This is a genomic window from Uliginosibacterium sp. sgz301328 (genome assembly GCF_041807905.1).
Lineage (GTDB): Bacteria > Pseudomonadota > Gammaproteobacteria > Burkholderiales > Rhodocyclaceae > JBGVSA01.
In genome coordinates this window covers 67,478-84,547 of record NZ_JBGVSA010000012.1, presented here as the reverse complement: position 1 = coordinate 84,547, position 17,070 = coordinate 67,478, and the positions used below count along the sequence as shown (strand labels likewise).

At 62.2% G+C, this 17,070-nt stretch carries 15 protein-coding genes and 1 tRNA gene; 6 read left to right on the top strand and 10 right to left on the bottom strand.

Annotation, left to right across the window (positions count from 1 at the left end; genetic code table 11):
* Positions 1-80: 80 nt before the first annotated feature.
* The gene (locus ACDA63_RS11155; protein WP_373663317.1) at positions 81-1,031 is read left to right on the top strand and encodes a LysR family transcriptional regulator; all 951 of its coding nucleotides are present in this window, start codon (positions 81-83) and stop codon (positions 1,029-1,031) included.
* 464 nt (positions 1,032-1,495) lie between these two features.
* Here ACDA63_RS11155 and ACDA63_RS11150 read toward each other — a convergent pair.
* A tRNA-Ser gene (locus tag ACDA63_RS11150) sits at positions 1,496-1,585 on the bottom strand.
* Between the two features lie 68 nt (positions 1,586-1,653).
* Positions 1,654-2,943, bottom strand: coding sequence for a serine--tRNA ligase (gene serS, locus ACDA63_RS11145; RefSeq protein WP_373663315.1), 1,290 nt, complete (start codon positions 2,941-2,943; stop codon positions 1,654-1,656).
* A gap of 228 nt (positions 2,944-3,171) precedes the next feature.
* Here serS and ACDA63_RS11140 point away from each other — a divergent pair, with 228 nt between their 5' ends.
* Positions 3,172-3,435 (top strand): hypothetical protein, encoded by a 264-nt coding sequence (locus tag ACDA63_RS11140; RefSeq protein WP_373663314.1) that lies wholly within the window; start codon positions 3,172-3,174, stop codon positions 3,433-3,435.
* Positions 3,436-3,553: 118 nt separating this feature from the next.
* Here ACDA63_RS11140 and ACDA63_RS11135 read toward each other — a convergent pair whose 3' ends face one another.
* Positions 3,554-4,534, bottom strand: a complete 981-nt coding sequence (locus ACDA63_RS11135; protein WP_373663313.1) for a GlxA family transcriptional regulator — start codon at positions 4,532-4,534, stop codon at positions 3,554-3,556.
* Positions 4,535-4,666: 132 nt separating this feature from the next.
* Between ACDA63_RS11135 and ACDA63_RS11130 the strand changes: the two genes are divergently transcribed.
* Positions 4,667-5,299, top strand: a complete 633-nt coding sequence (locus ACDA63_RS11130; protein WP_373663312.1) for a cysteine hydrolase family protein — start codon at positions 4,667-4,669, stop codon at positions 5,297-5,299.
* Positions 5,300-5,596: 297 nt separating this feature from the next.
* The gene (locus tag ACDA63_RS11125) at positions 5,597-5,812 is read left to right on the top strand and encodes a hypothetical protein (protein ID WP_373663311.1); all 216 of its coding nucleotides are present in this window, start codon (positions 5,597-5,599) and stop codon (positions 5,810-5,812) included.
* 57 nt (positions 5,813-5,869) lie between these two features.
* On the opposite strand, the gene ACDA63_RS11120 is transcribed toward ACDA63_RS11125, so the two are convergent.
* Positions 5,870-7,072 (bottom strand): mandelate racemase/muconate lactonizing enzyme family protein, encoded by a 1,203-nt coding sequence (locus ACDA63_RS11120; RefSeq protein ID WP_373663310.1) that lies wholly within the window; start codon positions 7,070-7,072, stop codon positions 5,870-5,872.
* 62 nt (positions 7,073-7,134) lie between these two features.
* Positions 7,135-8,436, bottom strand: a complete 1,302-nt coding sequence (locus tag ACDA63_RS11115) for an MFS transporter (protein ID WP_373663309.1) — start codon at positions 8,434-8,436, stop codon at positions 7,135-7,137.
* Positions 8,437-8,825: 389 nt separating this feature from the next.
* On the opposite strand from ACDA63_RS11115, the gene ACDA63_RS11110 reads away from it, so the two are divergent.
* A complete protein-coding gene (locus ACDA63_RS11110) occupies positions 8,826-9,500 on the top strand; it encodes a GntR family transcriptional regulator (RefSeq protein ID WP_373663308.1) in 675 nt (224 codons plus the stop codon).
* Positions 9,501-9,604: 104 nt separating this feature from the next.
* On the opposite strand, the gene ACDA63_RS11105 is transcribed toward ACDA63_RS11110, so the two are convergent.
* Both ACDA63_RS11105 and ACDA63_RS11100 read right to left on the bottom strand, forming a co-directional pair.
* The gene (locus ACDA63_RS11105; protein ID WP_373663307.1) at positions 9,605-11,524 is read right to left on the bottom strand and encodes an ABC transporter substrate-binding protein; all 1,920 of its coding nucleotides are present in this window, start codon (positions 11,522-11,524) and stop codon (positions 9,605-9,607) included.
* Positions 11,525-11,589: 65 nt separating this feature from the next.
* The gene (locus ACDA63_RS11100; RefSeq protein WP_373663306.1) at positions 11,590-13,581 is read right to left on the bottom strand and encodes a hypothetical protein; all 1,992 of its coding nucleotides are present in this window, start codon (positions 13,579-13,581) and stop codon (positions 11,590-11,592) included.
* Between the two features lie 104 nt (positions 13,582-13,685).
* On the opposite strand from ACDA63_RS11100, the gene ACDA63_RS11095 reads away from it, so the two are divergent.
* Entirely contained in the window at positions 13,686-14,828 is a 1,143-nt protein-coding gene (locus tag ACDA63_RS11095) for a LacI family DNA-binding transcriptional regulator (RefSeq protein WP_373663305.1), read from the top strand.
* A gap of 49 nt (positions 14,829-14,877) precedes the next feature.
* Here the strand turns inward: ACDA63_RS11095 and moaE are convergent, their stop codons facing one another.
* The 3 genes from moaE to glp are packed head-to-tail and all read right to left on the bottom strand — an operon-like array spanning position 14,878 to position 16,769.
* Positions 14,878-15,333 (bottom strand): molybdopterin synthase catalytic subunit MoaE, encoded by a 456-nt coding sequence (gene moaE, locus ACDA63_RS11090; RefSeq protein WP_373663304.1) that lies wholly within the window; start codon positions 15,331-15,333, stop codon positions 14,878-14,880.
* Between the two features lies 1 nt (position 15,334).
* Positions 15,335-15,583: a molybdopterin converting factor subunit 1 gene (gene moaD / locus ACDA63_RS11085; RefSeq protein ID WP_373663303.1), complete on the bottom strand. Its 249-nt coding sequence runs from the start codon at positions 15,581-15,583 to the stop codon at positions 15,335-15,337.
* A 4-nt stretch (positions 15,584-15,587) separates the two neighbouring features.
* Entirely contained in the window at positions 15,588-16,769 is a 1,182-nt protein-coding gene (glp, locus tag ACDA63_RS11080; protein WP_373663302.1) for a gephyrin-like molybdotransferase Glp, read from the bottom strand.
* Between the last annotated feature and the right edge of the window lie 301 nt (positions 16,770-17,070).

Sequence of the window (17,070 nt, the reverse complement as noted above, 5' to 3'; positions counted from 1 at the left end):
CTACGACCAGGCATAACAGCCGACAAATGAATAGAAAGTCCGAAGGTATTTCTTAAGGATATACGTCAGGAGTACACGGCATGGCGGAACGTTCACGAAGCAATTGGCTCACGCGGTCACGCCTCAGCGCACGTCAATTGACGCTGCTGGTTCACCTGGCAGACAAAAACTCCGTCCTGCATGCAGCAGAGGCTGCGAACCTTACGCAGCCGGCCGCTTCGAAAGCCCTGGCACAGCTCGAACAGGCCTTGGGCGTGACCTTGTTCATTCGCCATGCGCGCGGCATCGAGCCCACCATCTATGGAGACATTCTGGTACGACACGCGCGCAGCGTATTGGCGCAATTGCTCCAGGCACACGAAGAACTCGAAGCGGTACGGCTGGGGCTTGTGGGAGAAGTCTCGGTCGGAACGGTTGTGACTTCCGCCACGACGCTGATTCCGCATGCCATCGTCGCGCTCAAAGAGAAATTCCCCGGTGTCCAGGTCAATATCGACCTGGATTTCAGCGAAGTTCTCGTCTCGCGGCTTCTGGATCAAAAACTGGATATGGTCGTTGCCCGCCTGCCGGATTCGGTCGATGCAAACGAGGTCCTGTTCGAACCTCTGATGGAAGATGGTCACCAGATCGTTGTTCGGGCAGGACATCCACTCGCTGTACGCAAGAACCTTACGCTGGCCGATTTGGCTGATAAAGAGTGGATTTTGCCGCCCAAAGGCAACGTCATGCGCCGGCGCATTGAACGACTATTTGCCGAAACGGGCATGGAGTTTCCACGACATGCAGTCGAAACGCCATCCTTCGAAGTCATCCTCGGACTGCTTCAATGCAGCGACATGATCGCGCCCTTGTCCATCGACGCAGCCCGTCCCTTCCGTGATGCGGGTGTATTAGTGTTTCTGGATGCCGAACTCGACCTTCGCCTCGGCAGCAGCGGAATCGTCACGCTTCGCGATCGTCACCTTACGCCCGCTTCGCAGGCCATGCTCGCCGCCTTGCGACACACTGCAGGTATTCAGCGAGATCTCTAGGCAATTTCAGACCATTCTGCACGGGTGGTGAATGAATACGCATCTATCTTGCGAAGATGCAATACGTTGCTAATGAGGAAATCTAAATCCATTCGACCAATGGTCGGCGTGGGCATAACGACAACTGATTGAAAACTCAAATGCGACGGCGTCTCGTTATTTGGATGAGCGAGACAAGACAATTCCGTCGATGACGGCACCGGCAGAAATGGACATGGGCGAGGCTTGTTCGTGCAAAGGTGCCCGGCCCTATTGGCGGACCACTACAAATACGAGGCCGGTCCAGGAAACGACAACACGAATTCAACAGAAGGAACAGTGGGGGACGAATTCGAGACGGAAGCGTCGTTTAGGACTGACCGGACAGGATTCCCCGCGCATATCGGGGTAGGCGCGGACCACGGGGTGGCCACAAACAAAAAAACCCGCAAGGCCAGTAACCATGCGGGTTTTTCGGGTATGAGTGGCGGAGAGGGTGGGATTCGAACCCACGGTAGGCTCGCACCTACGCCTGATTTCGAGTCAGGTACATTCGACCACTCTGCCACCTCTCCGCGAGCCGCGCATTATAGCGAGGCTTTTTGCCAAATGCCAGCGCTTTCGCACGTCTTGCGTTTGGCGTTCAGGCGGCCGGCTTGAGGATTTCGAGACCGCCCATGTAGGGACGCAGCGCTTCGGGCACGATCACCGAGCCGTCGGCCTGCTGGTAGTTCTCGAGCACCGCAACGAGTGTGCGGCCGACCGCGAGGCCGGAGCCATTGAGCGTGTGGACGAGTTCGTTCTTGCCTTGTTCGTTCTTGAAGCGCGCCTGCATGCGACGCGCCTGGAAGGCTTCGCAGTTGGAGACCGAGGAGATCTCGCGGTAGGTGTTCTGCGCTGGCAGCCACACCTCGAGGTCATACGTCTTGGCGGCGGAGAAGCCCATGTCGCCCGTGCACAGCGCCACCACGCGATACGGCAGCTTGAGCTTCTGCAGGATGGCTTCGGCGTGACCGACCATCTGCTCGAGCGCTTCGTACGACTTTTCCGGATGAGTGATCTGCACCATCTCGACCTTGTCGAACTGATGCTGGCGGATCATGCCGCGCGTGTCGCGGCCGTAGGAACCGGCCTCCGAACGGAAGCACGGTGTGTGGGCGGTCATGCGGATGGGGAGTTCGTCCGCGCGCAACACGGTGTCGCGGACCATGTTGGTCAGCGAAATCTCGGAGGTGGAAATCAGGTACTGCGTCTGGGCGCCCTCGCCTGCGCGCTCCACGCGGAACATGTCGTCGGCGAACTTGGGCAGTTGGCCCGTGCCGTAGAGCACGTCGGCGTTGACGATGTACGGGGTGTAGCACTCGGTGTAGCCGTGTTCGCCAGTCTGCGTGTCGAGCATCAGTTGCGCGATGGCGCGATGCAGGCGGGCCATGCCGCCGCGCATCACGGCAAAACGTGCGCCGGAGAGCTTGGCCGCGGCGTCGAAGTCCAGGCCGAGCGCGGCGCCCAGGTCGACGTGGTCTTTCACTTCGAAGTCGTAGCTTGCAGGCGTACCCCAGCGGCGCACTTCGACATTGCCTGTTTCATCGTTGCCGACCGGCACCGATTCGTGCGGCAGGTTGGGAATGCGCAGCAGCAGATCGTTGAGCTTTTCCTGCAGCGCCGCCAGACGCTCTTCGTTCTGCTTGAGTTCATCGCCGATGCCTGCAACCTCGGCCATCACGGCGGAGGCGTCTTCGCCCTTGCCCTTGAGCATGCCGATCTGCTTGGACAACGCATTGCGCTTGGCTTGCAGGTCTTGCGTGCGGGTCTGAAGAGACTTGCGCTCGTCTTCCATGGCGCCGAAAGCGGCCGTATCGAAGGCGACCTTGCGTTCGCCCAGGCGCTTGGCGACGAGTTCGGTTTGCGAGCGAAGGAGTTGAATGTCTAGCATGAAAGTGGTGGTCCGGGTGCCGCATCGGCGGCGAAACCCCGCGATTGTCTCAAAAAACGGCGCTGCCGTGAGCGCGCGCGTGCGGCCGCCTGCGTTCTCGGTGCCATTGATCAAGGCAATGGGGCAGCACGTGCTGCATTGGCAGAGCTTACTTGCGTTACGAGATGTGTCATGTACGGTTAAATAAGGTAGCCGTGCTACCAGCCCCACCCTGTAGGAGAGTACGACATGCTTTCGATGCGCGACTGCCTGGATTACTGCGATCTGACCGAGGAGGATGTGGCGCTGTTCGCCGAACACGAACATTTATCACCCCACGTTGCCGCAACCATGGCGTGCGGCCTGGTGCAAACCAAGGAGGGCGTTTCTGCATTCGACCATTGCCTGGAGGACTTGCTCGGTGACGCCATGCGCTGTGGCGAGTTCGCCAAAGCAGAACACGTATTGCACGTGTACACGCGGTTTCGTACCGCGCACCCGCTCGCCCAATGATCAAGGCCGCCTCGCGTGCGGCGATCAACCATTCAGGTAGCGAGCCCGACGGCGGATTTCCCGATTCGCCACCCTCAAGTCCGCGATGCCTGGGCCAAACCCGGTATCGCGGGCGATCTCACCTAGCCGCTGTTGCCGCCAATACCGGCCTTGCCTCGTCACGCCCCTTGAAGGCGCGCCGATAGGCCAGGGGCGAAGTCTGGAGCGTGCGCACAAAGTGCTGGCGCAGCGACACCGCTGAGCCGAACCCCGCACGGGCCGCCACCTGATCGATAGGCAGATCGCTGCTTTCCAGCAGCCGCTGGGCCGCGCCGAGGCGCTGTTCGGTGATCCAGCGATTGACCGTCGTGCCCGTGCTGGCGTGAAAGCGTCGCGTGAAGGTGCGGCGGCTCATCAGCGCGCGGGCCGCCAGCGAATCGATGGTGTGCGCCTGATCCAGATGCGCGCGCGCCCAGGCGAGCGTGTCGGCGAGTCGATCGTCACGCGCGTTGTCAGCGATTGGCTGCTCGATGTATTGCGCCTGCCCGCCCTGCCGGTGCGGCGGCACCACCAGATGGCGCGCCACGCGAGCGGCCGCTTCGGCACCGAGCCGTTTGCGCACGAAGTGCAGGCAGCAGTCGATGCCGGCGGCGGTGCCGGCGGAGGTCATGACGTCGCCTTCATCCACGTAGAGCACGTTGGCGTCGAGCGCGACATGCGGAAAGCGCTGCGCGAACACTTCTGCCGCGCGCCAATGCGTACTGGCCCGGCGGGCGTCGAGCAGCCCGGCCTGCGCCACCACGAAAGAGCCGATGCATAGCCCGATGATCTGCGCGCCCTTTGCATGCGCCGCGCGCAGCGCAGCCGACAAGTCGGCAGATGCCTCCGCCTGCGGGCTGCACCATGAGGGCACCACCACCACGTCCGCCTGCAGCAGCGCCTCCAGCCCGTGATGTACATGCAGGCCGAAGCCCGCACTGGTCGTCAATGCACCGGGTGACTCGGCGCAGATGAGCAGTTCGAAATACCCCTCCAGCGCACTGCTGCCGAACACCGCGCAAGGTACGGAGAGATGAAACGGGCTGATGCCGTCGAAGGCAAGGATGGCAACCGAGGGCATGGTCGGGCTCGCGGATTAGAATTGGCCCGATTCTATCGCAACATGTCATTCGGGCCACTCGAAGCGTGCAGACAGTCGCGCGAAGATTCTCTCCACGCCGGCACCGCCGGCCCTTGCACAAGGAGAACCGCCATGACCGCCCCTCGCCGCGCCCTGATCGTCATCGACGTCCAGAACGAGTACTTCACCGGAGGCCTGCAGGTCGAATATCCCGACCCGGCGCTGTCGCTCGCCAACATCGGGCGCGCCATGGATGCAGCGCGCGAGGCGGGCATCCCCGTGATCGTCGTCCAGCACACCGCGCCGCCGGCCGCGCCCATCTTCCGCAAGGGCACGCATGGCTGGGAGCTGGAAGCCTCCATCGCCGCCCGCCCGCACGATCACTACGTCGAAAAGAACTGGCCCAGCGCCTACGTCGGCACGGACCTCGGCGAATGGCTGGCACGTCACGAAATCGACACGCTCACCGTCGTCGGGTACATGACGCAGAACTGCGTGGACTCGACCATCAAGCAAGCCATGCATGCCGGCCTGACGGTGGAGTTTCTGTACGACGCGACAGGCGCCGTGCCCTATGCGAATGAGGCCGGCTCGGTGAGCGCGGAGACGATCCATCGCACGCTGGCGGTGATCTACCAATCGAATTTCGCCGCCGTGCTCGACACCGACCAGTGGCTTGAAGTGATCGCGGGCAAGGCTGTTGCCGTCAAAGACAATGTGCCCGCATCGTATGCCCGCGCACGGGCTCAGGTCACCGAGAACTGATCGTCGTCGCCGCTTGCGGTTACGCAAATGGAATAATTGTCCGAGCGTCTATGGTTCGCTCTGCGGGTGCTAAGAACATCCGCAGACGAACCGACACACGCGGACTCAAGAGAAGAGCCGCCTCCGCTGGCATAATGCCGGGGCGGCCTTTTCATGCTCATCGTTTCAATGGGCGGGAGTGCGACGGATACAAGACCTGCAAAGGGAAGAAGTCCGCCGTCGTGTGCGGTTCTTAGCTCCCGCCCGCCCCGCCAAGAACGGGACAGGCCGGGATCCGCCTGCACACGAGGATCTACCATGCCCGCACCCAAACCCGCTCCATCCGCCCTTCCCTCTTCCTTCACCGACGCTGTCGACGAACTTGCCGCCGTGCGCGACGCCCTCGACTGTGTCGCCTCATTGCTGGCCGATGCGCGCGACCCGGTCAACGGCCAGCCGTTGTACTTTCTGATCGACACGGTCTGCCAGCGCATGACACGCGCATGCACGCTGCTCGACAAGACCGCGCCCTGATCCGTCCACAAAAAGAGGCCCGGCATCGCGAGATGACCGGGCCAGACAACGTGCGGCTTACTTGATGGTGTAGGCGAGGTAATCCTTGGTGATCTCCTCGTTCAGCTCTTGTCCCAAACCGGGCAGATCGGGGATGGTGTAGTAACCATTCACCGGCTGGTAGTCATTGGTGCATAGCTCACGAATGCAGTGCTTGAGCCCATGAGTGTGATGCTCGTGAATGATGAAGTTCGGGATCGCGGCTTCCAGGTGGAGTGCCGCTGCCGTCGACACGGGTCCGCCGCAGATATGCGCCTGCACGGTGGCGTCATAGATGTTGGCGTAGTCGCAGATTTTCTTCCCTTCTGTCAGACCGCCACACAGGCATAAGTCTGGCTGAACGACTGCTACGGCCTGCTTCTCGAACAGGTCGCGATAGCCCCAGCGCGTGTATGAACGCTCACCCGTCGCCACTGGAATGTTGATGCTGCGCGCCACCAGCGCCATGTTGTCGGTATTCAGCGGATGCACCGGCTCTTCGTAGAAGAAGATGTTGTGCTTTTCGATGGCACGGGCAAACTGGATCGCGGCGTTGGTGCCAAGCAACGAGTGGATTTCGACAATGATGTCGACATCCGGGCCGACGGCTTCGCGCATGGCGGCGATGCGTTCTTCCCCCATGCGCAGTTGGCTGGCGTACAGCAGGCCGAAGTAGTTCTGGTTGATTTCCCAATCCAGCGGCGGGCCGCCGTTGTAGTCCACCTGCAGCGGGTCGACCTTGATCGCCGTGTAGCCCTCGGCGATCGCCTTTTTCGCGGCCTCTGCGTACTGCTCGGGGCGGGTAAGCATCTGGTGCGTGTCGCTCCAGCCAAACTGCAATTGGCTGGCATACGAACGCAGCTTGTCGTTGGTCTTGCCGCCAAGCAATTGATAGATGGGCGCATTGAGCACCTTGCCCTTGATGTCCCACAGCGCGATGTCGATGGCGCTCATGCCGGCGTAGAAGACATTGCCGCCGCCCATGCCCCAGAAGGTGGCGCGGAACAGGTTCTCCCAGATCGCTTCGATCTTCATCGGGTCCTTGCCGATGATGCGCGGCGCCAGGTCACGCACCATGCCGACGCCCGCCTTGGCGCCGGCACCATAGGCCAGGCCCACTTCACCAAGGCCACTGATGCCTTCGTCGGTGTTGATGCGGATGATCACCGGGTTGAAACGCGCCATTCGCGCATCTCTGCGATTGACTTCGCAATCAAAGATTTCGACGCTCGTGATTTTCATGTGACTCCTCCTTGTTTGAACACTCCGCGCGACGCGGATCATTTCGAATCGTTGATCGGCTTTTACTCGGCCGCGGTACCGTGGACACGCGGAACGCGCATCGTGAGCAGGATCAGGAACGAGATGACGCACAACACGGCTTCGACCATGAAGACGCCATTCGAACCGTAGGATTGCGCGACGTATCCCAGCCCCTTGTTGGCAAGAAAACCGCCCAGGCTGGAACATGAGTTGATGAAGGCAATGCTCACCGCCAGCCCTGCGGGCGACAGCAACGACGGCGGGATAGCCCAATACGGACCGTAGAAACTGAGAATGCCCAGACCGAAGAGGACCATGCCGAACATGCGCATGCCCATCGACGGCATGCTGGCGATGACCACGAAAGCCACGCCCGTCAACAACATGGGTAGGCCAGCGTGCCATTTGCGCTCACCGGTCTTGTCTGAATGAGCGCCCCACAGCGGCATGGCGAACATGGCGCAGACAAACGGCAGTGCCATGATGAGCCCGACCTGCGTGTCGGTCAGACCGTCCGCGAACTGCTTTACCTGGCCGGGCAGCCAATAATTGGAAGCCTGCGAAGCGGCCTGGATGAACATGTAGACCAGTGCCAGCTTCCACAAGGTGGCGTTGCCCAGCACGGTGCCCAGGCCGATCTTTTGTGTGCCGGTTTTGCCGGTGTTTTCGCGCGCCAATTCTGCGGTGAGCCATTCGCTTTGCTGCGGTGTCAGCCAGCGCGCGTCCTTGGGCGTGTCGGCCAATACGAAGAATGTCGCCACGCCAAGCAGTACGGTCGGAATCCCCTCTATCGCGAAGAGCCAGCGCCAGCCTTCGTAGTTGGGTGTGTTGACGTGCTGCACGATCCAGCCGGACATCGGTGCTGCGATCACCGTGGACACCGCGATGGCGAGCATGAACAGAGAGGTGACGCGCGCACGCTCCTTGGCGGGGAACCAGCAGGCCAGGTAATAGATCATTCCGGGGAAGAAGCCCGCCTCGAACACACCCAGCAAGAAGCGCGCGCCGATGACGTGGTCCACGTTCTGCGCGAAGAACATCAGGCAGGTCACCAGGCCCCAGGCGATGATGATCGAGCCGATCCAGCGCCGCGCGCCGAGTCGCTGCAACATCATGTTGGCCGGTATCTGGAACAGCAGGTACGAGATGAAGAAGGCCGACGCAATGGTGCCGAAGTCGGTCTTCGAGATGTTCAGCGCCTCATTCATCTGTAGGGCGGCGAACCCCACATTGACGCGGTCCATGTAGTTGAACAGGTACAGGATGAATGCGAAAGGGATGATTTTCCGCTTCACGATCCTGATGACGTTTTCGCCGAAATGCGGCGATTCCGCGATGCTCATGTGTCTGCTCCTCCAGGCTTGCGATCAATGACGAAGTCATCGATTCGCTGCGTTGCTCTTTGACGGCAAGTTAGGGAGGCGACTGCTGAGCGTCAATCGTCGAAATCTGGCATCTGGAATATCAGCTGCGCCATCGGATCGCGCCCATCGCGAACACATTGCCAGGCGGACGATCCAGACGTTCCGGTGATGTCTGATACATCACCGACCAGACGAGCGGAATGGCGGTTCCGCGTGGGACATTCGGTACTGCACGGGCGGCGGCGGCCGAGCCTTGGCTTTTGAGGTGACGCAAACAGAGGGCTGCGCGTTCAAGGGCAACATCGTGCGTCCGACGCCGAGGCATCGATTGCCTTTACCGCGACCAGTCATCGATGAGGGCAGTCGTCATGCGACATCAATCACGAGCGATCGACATTCCCAGGTCGCTGACAGAGATCGTTGAAGAGAACATTCGCCAAATGATCCTGAATGGCGATCTGGAACTCGGCGAGCAGGTTTCGGAATCCAAGTTGTCCGAAATATTCAGCCTGAGCAAGACGCCGATCCGCGAAGCGCTGTTGCGTCTGAGCGCGGGCGAACGGCTCATCGAAATCAAGCCGCGCTGCGGCAGTTTTGTCTTCTCGTTGACTGAGAAGGAAATCACCGACATTGCAATGGTGCGGATCATGCTTGAACAGGGTGCCATCCGGGCGGCCATGCATGCCGACCGCACAGCCCTGCTAACGGATCTGGAGAAGAACCTGAATGCCTGCGAGAGTCTTCGACAGAAGCTCGACCTGACCGCCTACCGCAAACTCGACCACCGCTTCCATCGCATCTTCGTGGAGCATGCCCGCAATCCTTACCTGTCCGACATGCATAGCACGATCACGACAAAGGTACTGGCGATGCGCAATCGATTGACCTTTTCGCAGGAGTACGTGCACAACTCGATCGGCGAACATGTACAGATGTTCGAAGCCCTCCTGGGAGATGACGTGGAGAAGGCATGCCGTGTCGTGCAGAGCCATATTCACAACGGCTTCACCGAACGTGCAAGACGTCTCCTGAGCCAGACTTAGGCGCCGGGACGGGCTTCAAAAAAGAGGCCCGGCATGTGGGATGACCGGGCCTTGAAGGGACAAGATGTTGTTGCTACTGCATCAGGAGACCACTCAGGGACAACTCACTTGGCATAGAACCATTGCTGCGGCAGCGACGGCCCCGGCGTGGGGTACGACCAGCCCGCGGGCATGTTCTCGAACACGTTGGTGAGGTTGTTCTTGCGGATGGCCGGGTCCTTGGGCGGACGCACCAGGCCCATCACTTCGAACTCATTCGCTGCTTCCTGCAGGATGGCCTTGAACAGGCGATCCGCTTCGGCCTGCGACGAGGCCGTCTGCCATTGCGTGTAGAGATCGAGCCGCTTTTTCATGCTGGCGGTGGGCTCTTCACCCTGCTTGCCGCCGGACAGGTACCACTTCACCCACAACAGGCTCTGGCGCGACTCCTGCGGATGCACCGCGACGACGCCGCGCGGGTTGAGCGTGATGTCCAGGCCGCCGGCGAGCTGGTCGGCGCTGATGTCGTAGTCGTTGGCATTGGCGCGGTTGTAGAACAGCGAGCGGTCGGACGCGAGGATCACCAGTTCGATGCCCGCCCTGGCCCATTGCTTGCGCACGATTTCCAGCGCCTGCACTTGCTGCGCGAGCTGCACAGCGATGATCACGTTGAGCGACACGCGCTTGCCGTCCGGGTAGAGGCGATAGCCGTTGCCGTCGCGCTTGGTCAGGCCCAGCTTGTCGAGCAGCGCATTGGCCTGCTTGATGTCGTACTTGGTGAACTGCGTGCCCAGTTGCTCGTTGAACCACTTCGATTCCTTGATCGGCCCGATCTGCCACGGCGTACCCTGGCCGAGGTAGACGATCTTGTTGATCTCTTCGCGATCGGTCGCGAGCGACAGCGCTTGACGGAAGTCGTGGTTGCGGATGAGCTTGCGCAGATCTTCGTTCTTCGTTGTGTAGTTGAAGAACATGCCCACCGAGTTGGCCGACAGCGGCGGCAGGCCGAGCACCTTGTATCCGCCCTTCTCTGCATTCTTGAGCAGGATCGGACGGTTCTGGATCAGGTAGATGTGGCGATGCTGGAAGTCGAGCTCACCATTGATCGACGACAGCAGGATGCCTTCGACCGCCGAGTTGATCTGCAATTGCATGGTGTCGATGTACGGCAACTGGTTGCCGGCCGTGTCGACCTGCCAGAAGTACGGATTACGCTCCAGCAGCACGCGCGTCGCCGTGCCGGTGTACGGCTCCTTCACCACCCACGGGTCGAGCGTGGGGCGCTCCGGGTTGCTCCAGCGCGAAGCCAGTTCGATATCGCCGCACTTGGCACGCATCAGCGTGCCCCAGTCCTTGACGCTGTTCCGGGCCAACTCGTCGGCGATCTTCGGGTTGTACTTGGGATGGAACTGCGAGCAGTACTTCTTCTGGTAGAAGGTCGGATGCTGGTTGGTCGGCAGCGCCAGTTGCTCGATGAAGCCGAGGTACGGGCCCGCGAACTTGAAGCGCACGGTGTAGTCGTCGATCTTGGTGGTCTCGACGTACTTGTCCTTGACGACGTAGGTCGACAGGGGCGCGGCGAGGAATTCCTTGTTGCCGATGAGATCGTTCATCGAAAACAGGATGTCGTCCGCCGTGAAGGGCGAGCCATCGGACCACTTCGTGCCAGGGCGCAGCTTGAAGGTGTAGGTCGTGCCATCCGGCGACAGCGTCCAGCTCTCCGCCAGGTTGGGCTCGACGTTGTTGAAGTCCATCGTCCAGCGGGTCAGGCCCTGATTGCCGACCATGCGCAGGATGGCGTTGTAGTCGCCGTCGGCGCGCATGGCGGTGCGGAGCTTGCCGCCATAGGTGCCAACGCGGGTGAGCGGCTTGATGACCTGTGGCTGCGCGGGCAGGCGCTTGTCGACAGGTTCGAGCTTGCCTTCCTTGACGAGAGCGGCCAGCTCCGGCGCCTCCTGGTACGCGCTGGCCAGCATCGGCACCAATGCAGCGCCGAGTGCCACCAGCATGCGCCGTTGCGCCACCGATGTGATTGCGAATGACATACCACTTCCTCCTGAGTGTGTGGATCGCCGCTGTGCGGTTCTAGTATTCGTTTGACGTTGTGGGGTCAGATGCCTTGCGGCGGGTAATGGAACTCGCCGCGATAGTTCGATGCATTGCACAGCGGGTACTTGAGCGGCTTGTAGACGGGGTCGGCATCGGCCGCGCGGTCCTGCGTGTAGATGTACATGCGCTGCGCGTCCCACAGCACGATCTCGTCGCGCCCGTCGCCGGTCAGGTCGATCACCTCGGCGCACAGGTCGGGGTGGCCGTCATCGGGGAAGCGCACCACCACCCTGCCCTCGCCATCCATCAGGCCACCATGCGTGACGTTGCCATTGAGCAGCACGAGGTCACGCCCGTCGCCGGTCCAGTTGACCGGCGTAAGCAGGTTGCCGTTGCTGGTCGGTTCGAACTCGTGCAACAGCTCGCCCTTGCAGTCGAATACGTAGACGATGCCCTGGTAGCCCCAATACGTGACCACGCACAGCTCCAGCCCCTTCAGGTCGGGGCGGTAGTTGCCGACGCTCACGCGCTGCACGTGCCCGAGCATGTGCTTCTTGACGATCTCGCCCTGCAGGTTGGCGATCATGAAACCTTCATCGCCCGAGGCAATCGCGATCTGCGGCTCGGCTACGTCCGGGTTCCAGCGACCGATGAGGATTTCGTCGGTATGGTCGGTGGGCACCGGCAGCGTCCACATCAACCGGCCGTCGTCGTCGACCATGTGGTAGCCGACGAACATCTCTTCCTTGCCATCGCCATCGATATCGGCGGTGTAGGGAAAGTGGCCCGTGATGCCTTCGTGGAAGAACCACAGCGGGTTCAGCTCGCTGTCATAGGCCCACACGCGGCTGTAGCGATCCTTGATGAGAATGTCGGTCGGGCGGCCCACGCCGCGCAGATCGGCCATGCGGATGGCGTCGACATTCACGCGATCGAAGGCGTACTTCTTGTACGGCAGGCTGTGCAGCGTGTTGTCGGCCTGCTCCGACTTGGGCGTGGGCACGCTCTTGCGGACCTCGCCCGTGCGGCCGTCGAGGATCATCAGCTTGAAGTCGCGCGACATGATGACCTCATCCACACCGTCGCCGTCGATGTCGCACAGTTGTACAGGCAGGTCGGCTGATAGCAGCACGTGGTCGGGCTCGGTGGAAGGCTCGCCGATCTGCCACAGCACCTTGCCGTCGAGGTCCATGGCCGTCAGGCAACTGATGTGGGCGTAGGCGTCCTTGTAGCCGCGCTTCTGGTGCTGCGCGAAGACGACGAATAGCTCGTCCGTGCCTGTCAGATGGCCAAAGCGGATCTGCCGTGCGCTGCCAAAGTTCTTGAGGTCGAGGGTCTTCCACAGGCGCGGCTGCGGATACTGCGCACGCATGCCGGCAAGCATCAGCGTGTCGATCGCGTCGCGCTCGATCCATTCGGCGTGCTGGGCCGGCGTCATGGTGACCGTCACGTCGGTGTACTGCGCCGGCATGCGCGCGGTGAGCCCCACCTTGCCGTCTGCGTAGCTGGCGTCGCGCACTTCGAGCAGCGGCACGCCGTCGATACTCGCGCGAATCAGCTCACCCGCGCATTCCACGCTCAGCCGGTAGTGCGTGTCGGTGTCGTGGGGGAAATCCGCGGCGGCCAGTTCGATGAAGGCTTCCTGGTCGCGTTTGGCGATGACGGCGCGCCTGCCTTCGAAGCCAAAGAAGTAATGGTGGCGCGCGTGGGTATAACGAAAGACGACGCCCACCGGTGCGGCGGTCGACATGGGGCGCACGGAGGCGCTCAGCGTGTAGTCGCGCCAATTGGTCTGTCCGGTCACCAGCAGCGGCCAGTGGTCGGTGATGGCCATCTGCGGGCGTGTCTGCTCCATGAACTTGCGTCCGCCATCTTCGGTAACGATCCACGTCGGGCCGAGCCAGCCCCACCACACCACCGGGTCATACCACCGCCCCTTGAAGCCTTGCGTGGGGTAGTAGTGGTACTCGCCGATGGCCGAATGCTTGGGATCGAACGGGAACGGCCCGATGGCAAACTCGTTGAAAGACTCCTGCATCACGGTCGTTTCCATCGTCCCCTCCTTGTTTTGATAACGTTATCAATTCGACTTGAATCGGATTGTTAGCGTTATCAGATCGGGTGTCAAGTATCGTTAATCCGGGCAAGCAATCCGGAATGCGACGTATCCGTGGCATCATGCGGGTCGCAACGAACAAAGAGCACGTAAAACGTGCCTCAAAGGGGAAAGGAATCACATTGGCGCGGCAAAGCAGACCCCGCTTCTCCGACGACCCATCTTCTCGCGTCACCATCGGCGAAGTCGCACAGGCGGCAGGCGTTTCGATGCAGACCGTGTCACGGGTCGTCAATGACAACCGCAACGTTTCGGAGAAAACCCGCGAACGCGTACTTGAAGCCATCACGCGGCTGGGCTACCGCCCCAACCTGCTGGCCCGCCGCTTTACCAGCGGCCGCACGCACACGCTGGGTGTCATCGGCTTCAACCTCGGTTTCATCAGCACCGATCTGCACCAGGGGATGGCGCGCGAGGCCGCGGCGCGCGGCTATTCATTGCAACTGAAGACGCTGTCGGACCTGACCGTCGAGCACGTCGAAGAAACGCTGCTCTCGCTGATGGACCAGCGCATCGAAGGCATCCTGTGGGCGATCCCGGACACCCTGCGCAACAGCGAGTGGCTGAGCGAAGGTGTGCTGGCACGCGTGACGGTGCCGATGGTGTTCCTGTCGTTTCAGCCTCGGCATGGCATTACGAGCATCGGCTTCGACAACTTCGAATGCGGCCGGCTGGCGACCCAACACCTGATCGCATCGGGCCGCAAGCGTGTGGCGCATATTTCCGGCCCGCAGGACTGGTGGGTTGCGCGCGAACGCGTACGTGGCTGGCGCAGTGCGCTGCAACGCGCCGGTTTGCCTGCGCCCGACACATATATCGCCGCCGGCAACTGGCTACCCGAATCCGGTCAGTCCGCGCTCAATGCCCTGCTCGACCGCTCGCCCGACATCGACGCCATCTTTGTCGCCAACGATCGCATGGCGCTCGGCGCCCTGCTCGCCGCGCACGAACGCAAGCTGAATATTCCGCGCGATGTCGCCATCATCGGCGTGGATAACATCCTGGAAAGCTCGTGCTTCTTCCCGCCGCTGACTACGGTGCGGCAGGACAAGTCCCGCCATGGGGAGATCGCTGTCGAAGCCCTGGTGCGACGCGTCACCGCGCGTCATGACAAAAGCATCGACACCCTGGACGATCTGCCGCGCCTGGCCCAGGACGTGATTGTGCGGCAGTCGGCAAGTTAGGCCGGCGCCGCCTTCAGTGGCGGCCCCATCGGGCGAGGCCGTCAGCCGATCACTCCCCCTTGTCCCAGCGCGCCGCCGCCGCGTCGTCGCTCTCGCGAGCATCGACCCACCGCGCGCCCTGCGCGGTTTCTTCTTTCTTCCAGAAAGGCGCCCGGGTCTTGAGATAGTCCATGACGAACTCGCAGGCTTCGAAGGCCGCGCCGCGGTGACGCGAGGCAACGCCGACGAACACAATGCGATCGCCCGGCAGCAGGCGGCCGACGCGATGGATGACGCGCACCCCCAGCAATGGCCAGCGCCCCTGCGCCTGTTCGATGATGTCGGCGAGCGATTTCTCGGTCATCCCGGGATAGTGCTCCAGCGTCATCGCGCGGATCGCCTCTGCGCCCTCTCCGCCGCGCACCACGCCGACGAAGCTTGCCACCGCCCCCGCGCCTGCGACGTCGGTGAGCGCGCCAATCTCAGCGCCGACGTCGAAGTCGCCCTTCTGCACGCTCACGCTCACGTCAGCCTCCGGTCACGGGAGGGAAGAAGGCGACTTCGTCACCGTCGGCGAGCATATTCGCGCCAGTGACGAGCGACTGATTCACCGCTGCGCGCACCGATCCGCGCGACAGCGGCTGCCATTGTTCGCCACGTGCGATGAGCAGCGCGCGAAGGCTGTCGACAGTCGCACCGGCCTCCAGCGCAATGCGTTCGCGTTCAACGCCCAGCGCTTCGCGCAGGCTGGCAAAGAACAATACGGTGACATTCACAGACTTACTCCTCGAACGACAGGTAGGTGACCATGTCGCCGCGCGCAATGGTCGTGTCCGGCGGATTGCTGACGAACCCATCCGCCCAGGCGCAGGAGGTCAGCACACCGCTGCCCTGGCTCGGGTAGAGATCCAGCCCGCCTTGTGCGTTGCGGCGCACGCGCAGGAATTCGCGGCGCGGGTCGGCACGCTTCCATTCAAAGTCGGCGCGCAGGGTCAGCGGCGCATGCGGCGCTTCGGTCACGCCCTGGCGACGGCGGAGATAGGGTCGCACCAGCGTGAGGAACGTGACGAAGCTCGACACCGGATTGCCGGGCAGACCGATGAATGCCGCCTGCCCAACGCTGCCAAAGGCAAAGGGCTTGCCCGGTTTGATGGCGACTTTCCAGCTCTCCAGCCGCCCTTCGGCTTCGACGGCGGCCTTGACGTGGTCTTCCTCTCCCACCGACACGCCACCACAGGTGATGACGACGTCAGTGCTGCGCGACGCCGTGCGCAGCGCCTCGCGCGTGGCGTCGATGTTGTCGCGCACGATGCCGAAGTCTTCGACGGTGCAGCCCATGCGCTCGAGCAGGCCGCGCAGCATGTAGCGATTGGAGTTGTAGATGGCGCCCGGCTTGAGCGGCTCGCCGGGTTCGGTCAGTTCATCGCCAGTGAAAAACACCGCCACACGCAGGCGGCCATGCACGATCAGCGAGGGTTGCCCCAGCGACGCGGCAAGGCCCACATCCGCCGCCGACAACTCATGGCCGGCAGGCAGCACGACAGCCCCGCGAGCGATATCGCTGCCGGCGCGGCGCACATTGACACCCACGCGGACGCCTTCTTCAAAGATGACATCGTCGCCTTCGGTGCGGCAGCGCTCCTGCATGACGACGGTGTCCGCTCCGGGAGGAATCGGGGCACCGGTGAAGATGCGCGCAGCGGTACCGGGGCGCAGCGCCGAGGGTACGCTGCCCGCGGGCACGCGCTGGCTCACCGGCAGGCGTGTGCCGGCAGTTGGTACGTCCGCCGCGCGAACGGCGTAACCGTCCATGGCCGAATTGTCGGCCGGCGGAACATCCATGTCGGCCTGCAGGTCGTGCGCCAGCACGCGGCCGGTGGCGGCGTAGATGGGCACGCGCTCCAGCGGCGTGGGGCTGGCCGCGCCCAGCAGGCGCGCGGCGGCTTCTTCAAAACTCAACATCCGTATTGTCTCCTGGCGCTCGTGGCGCCTTTATCTGGCTGGCGTATGGCGGTCGCGTGTATGCACCGCGCAGCCCATGCTCCGATTGTAGCGGCCCCTGCACACAGGCGTCGGGGCCGGTTGGCGATTGCAGAAATTACACGTCCATCGAATCACATTGCGCCAGTCTCGCGCGTGCCGTCGATCGGATTGCGGCACATGGCGGCCTGCTGGCGGCAAATGGCGAACACGGCATACGTCTTGCAAAGGGAGCGCTCAAGTCCTAAACCTGAAAATCTTCCGCCCCGCTTCGGAGGTCCAA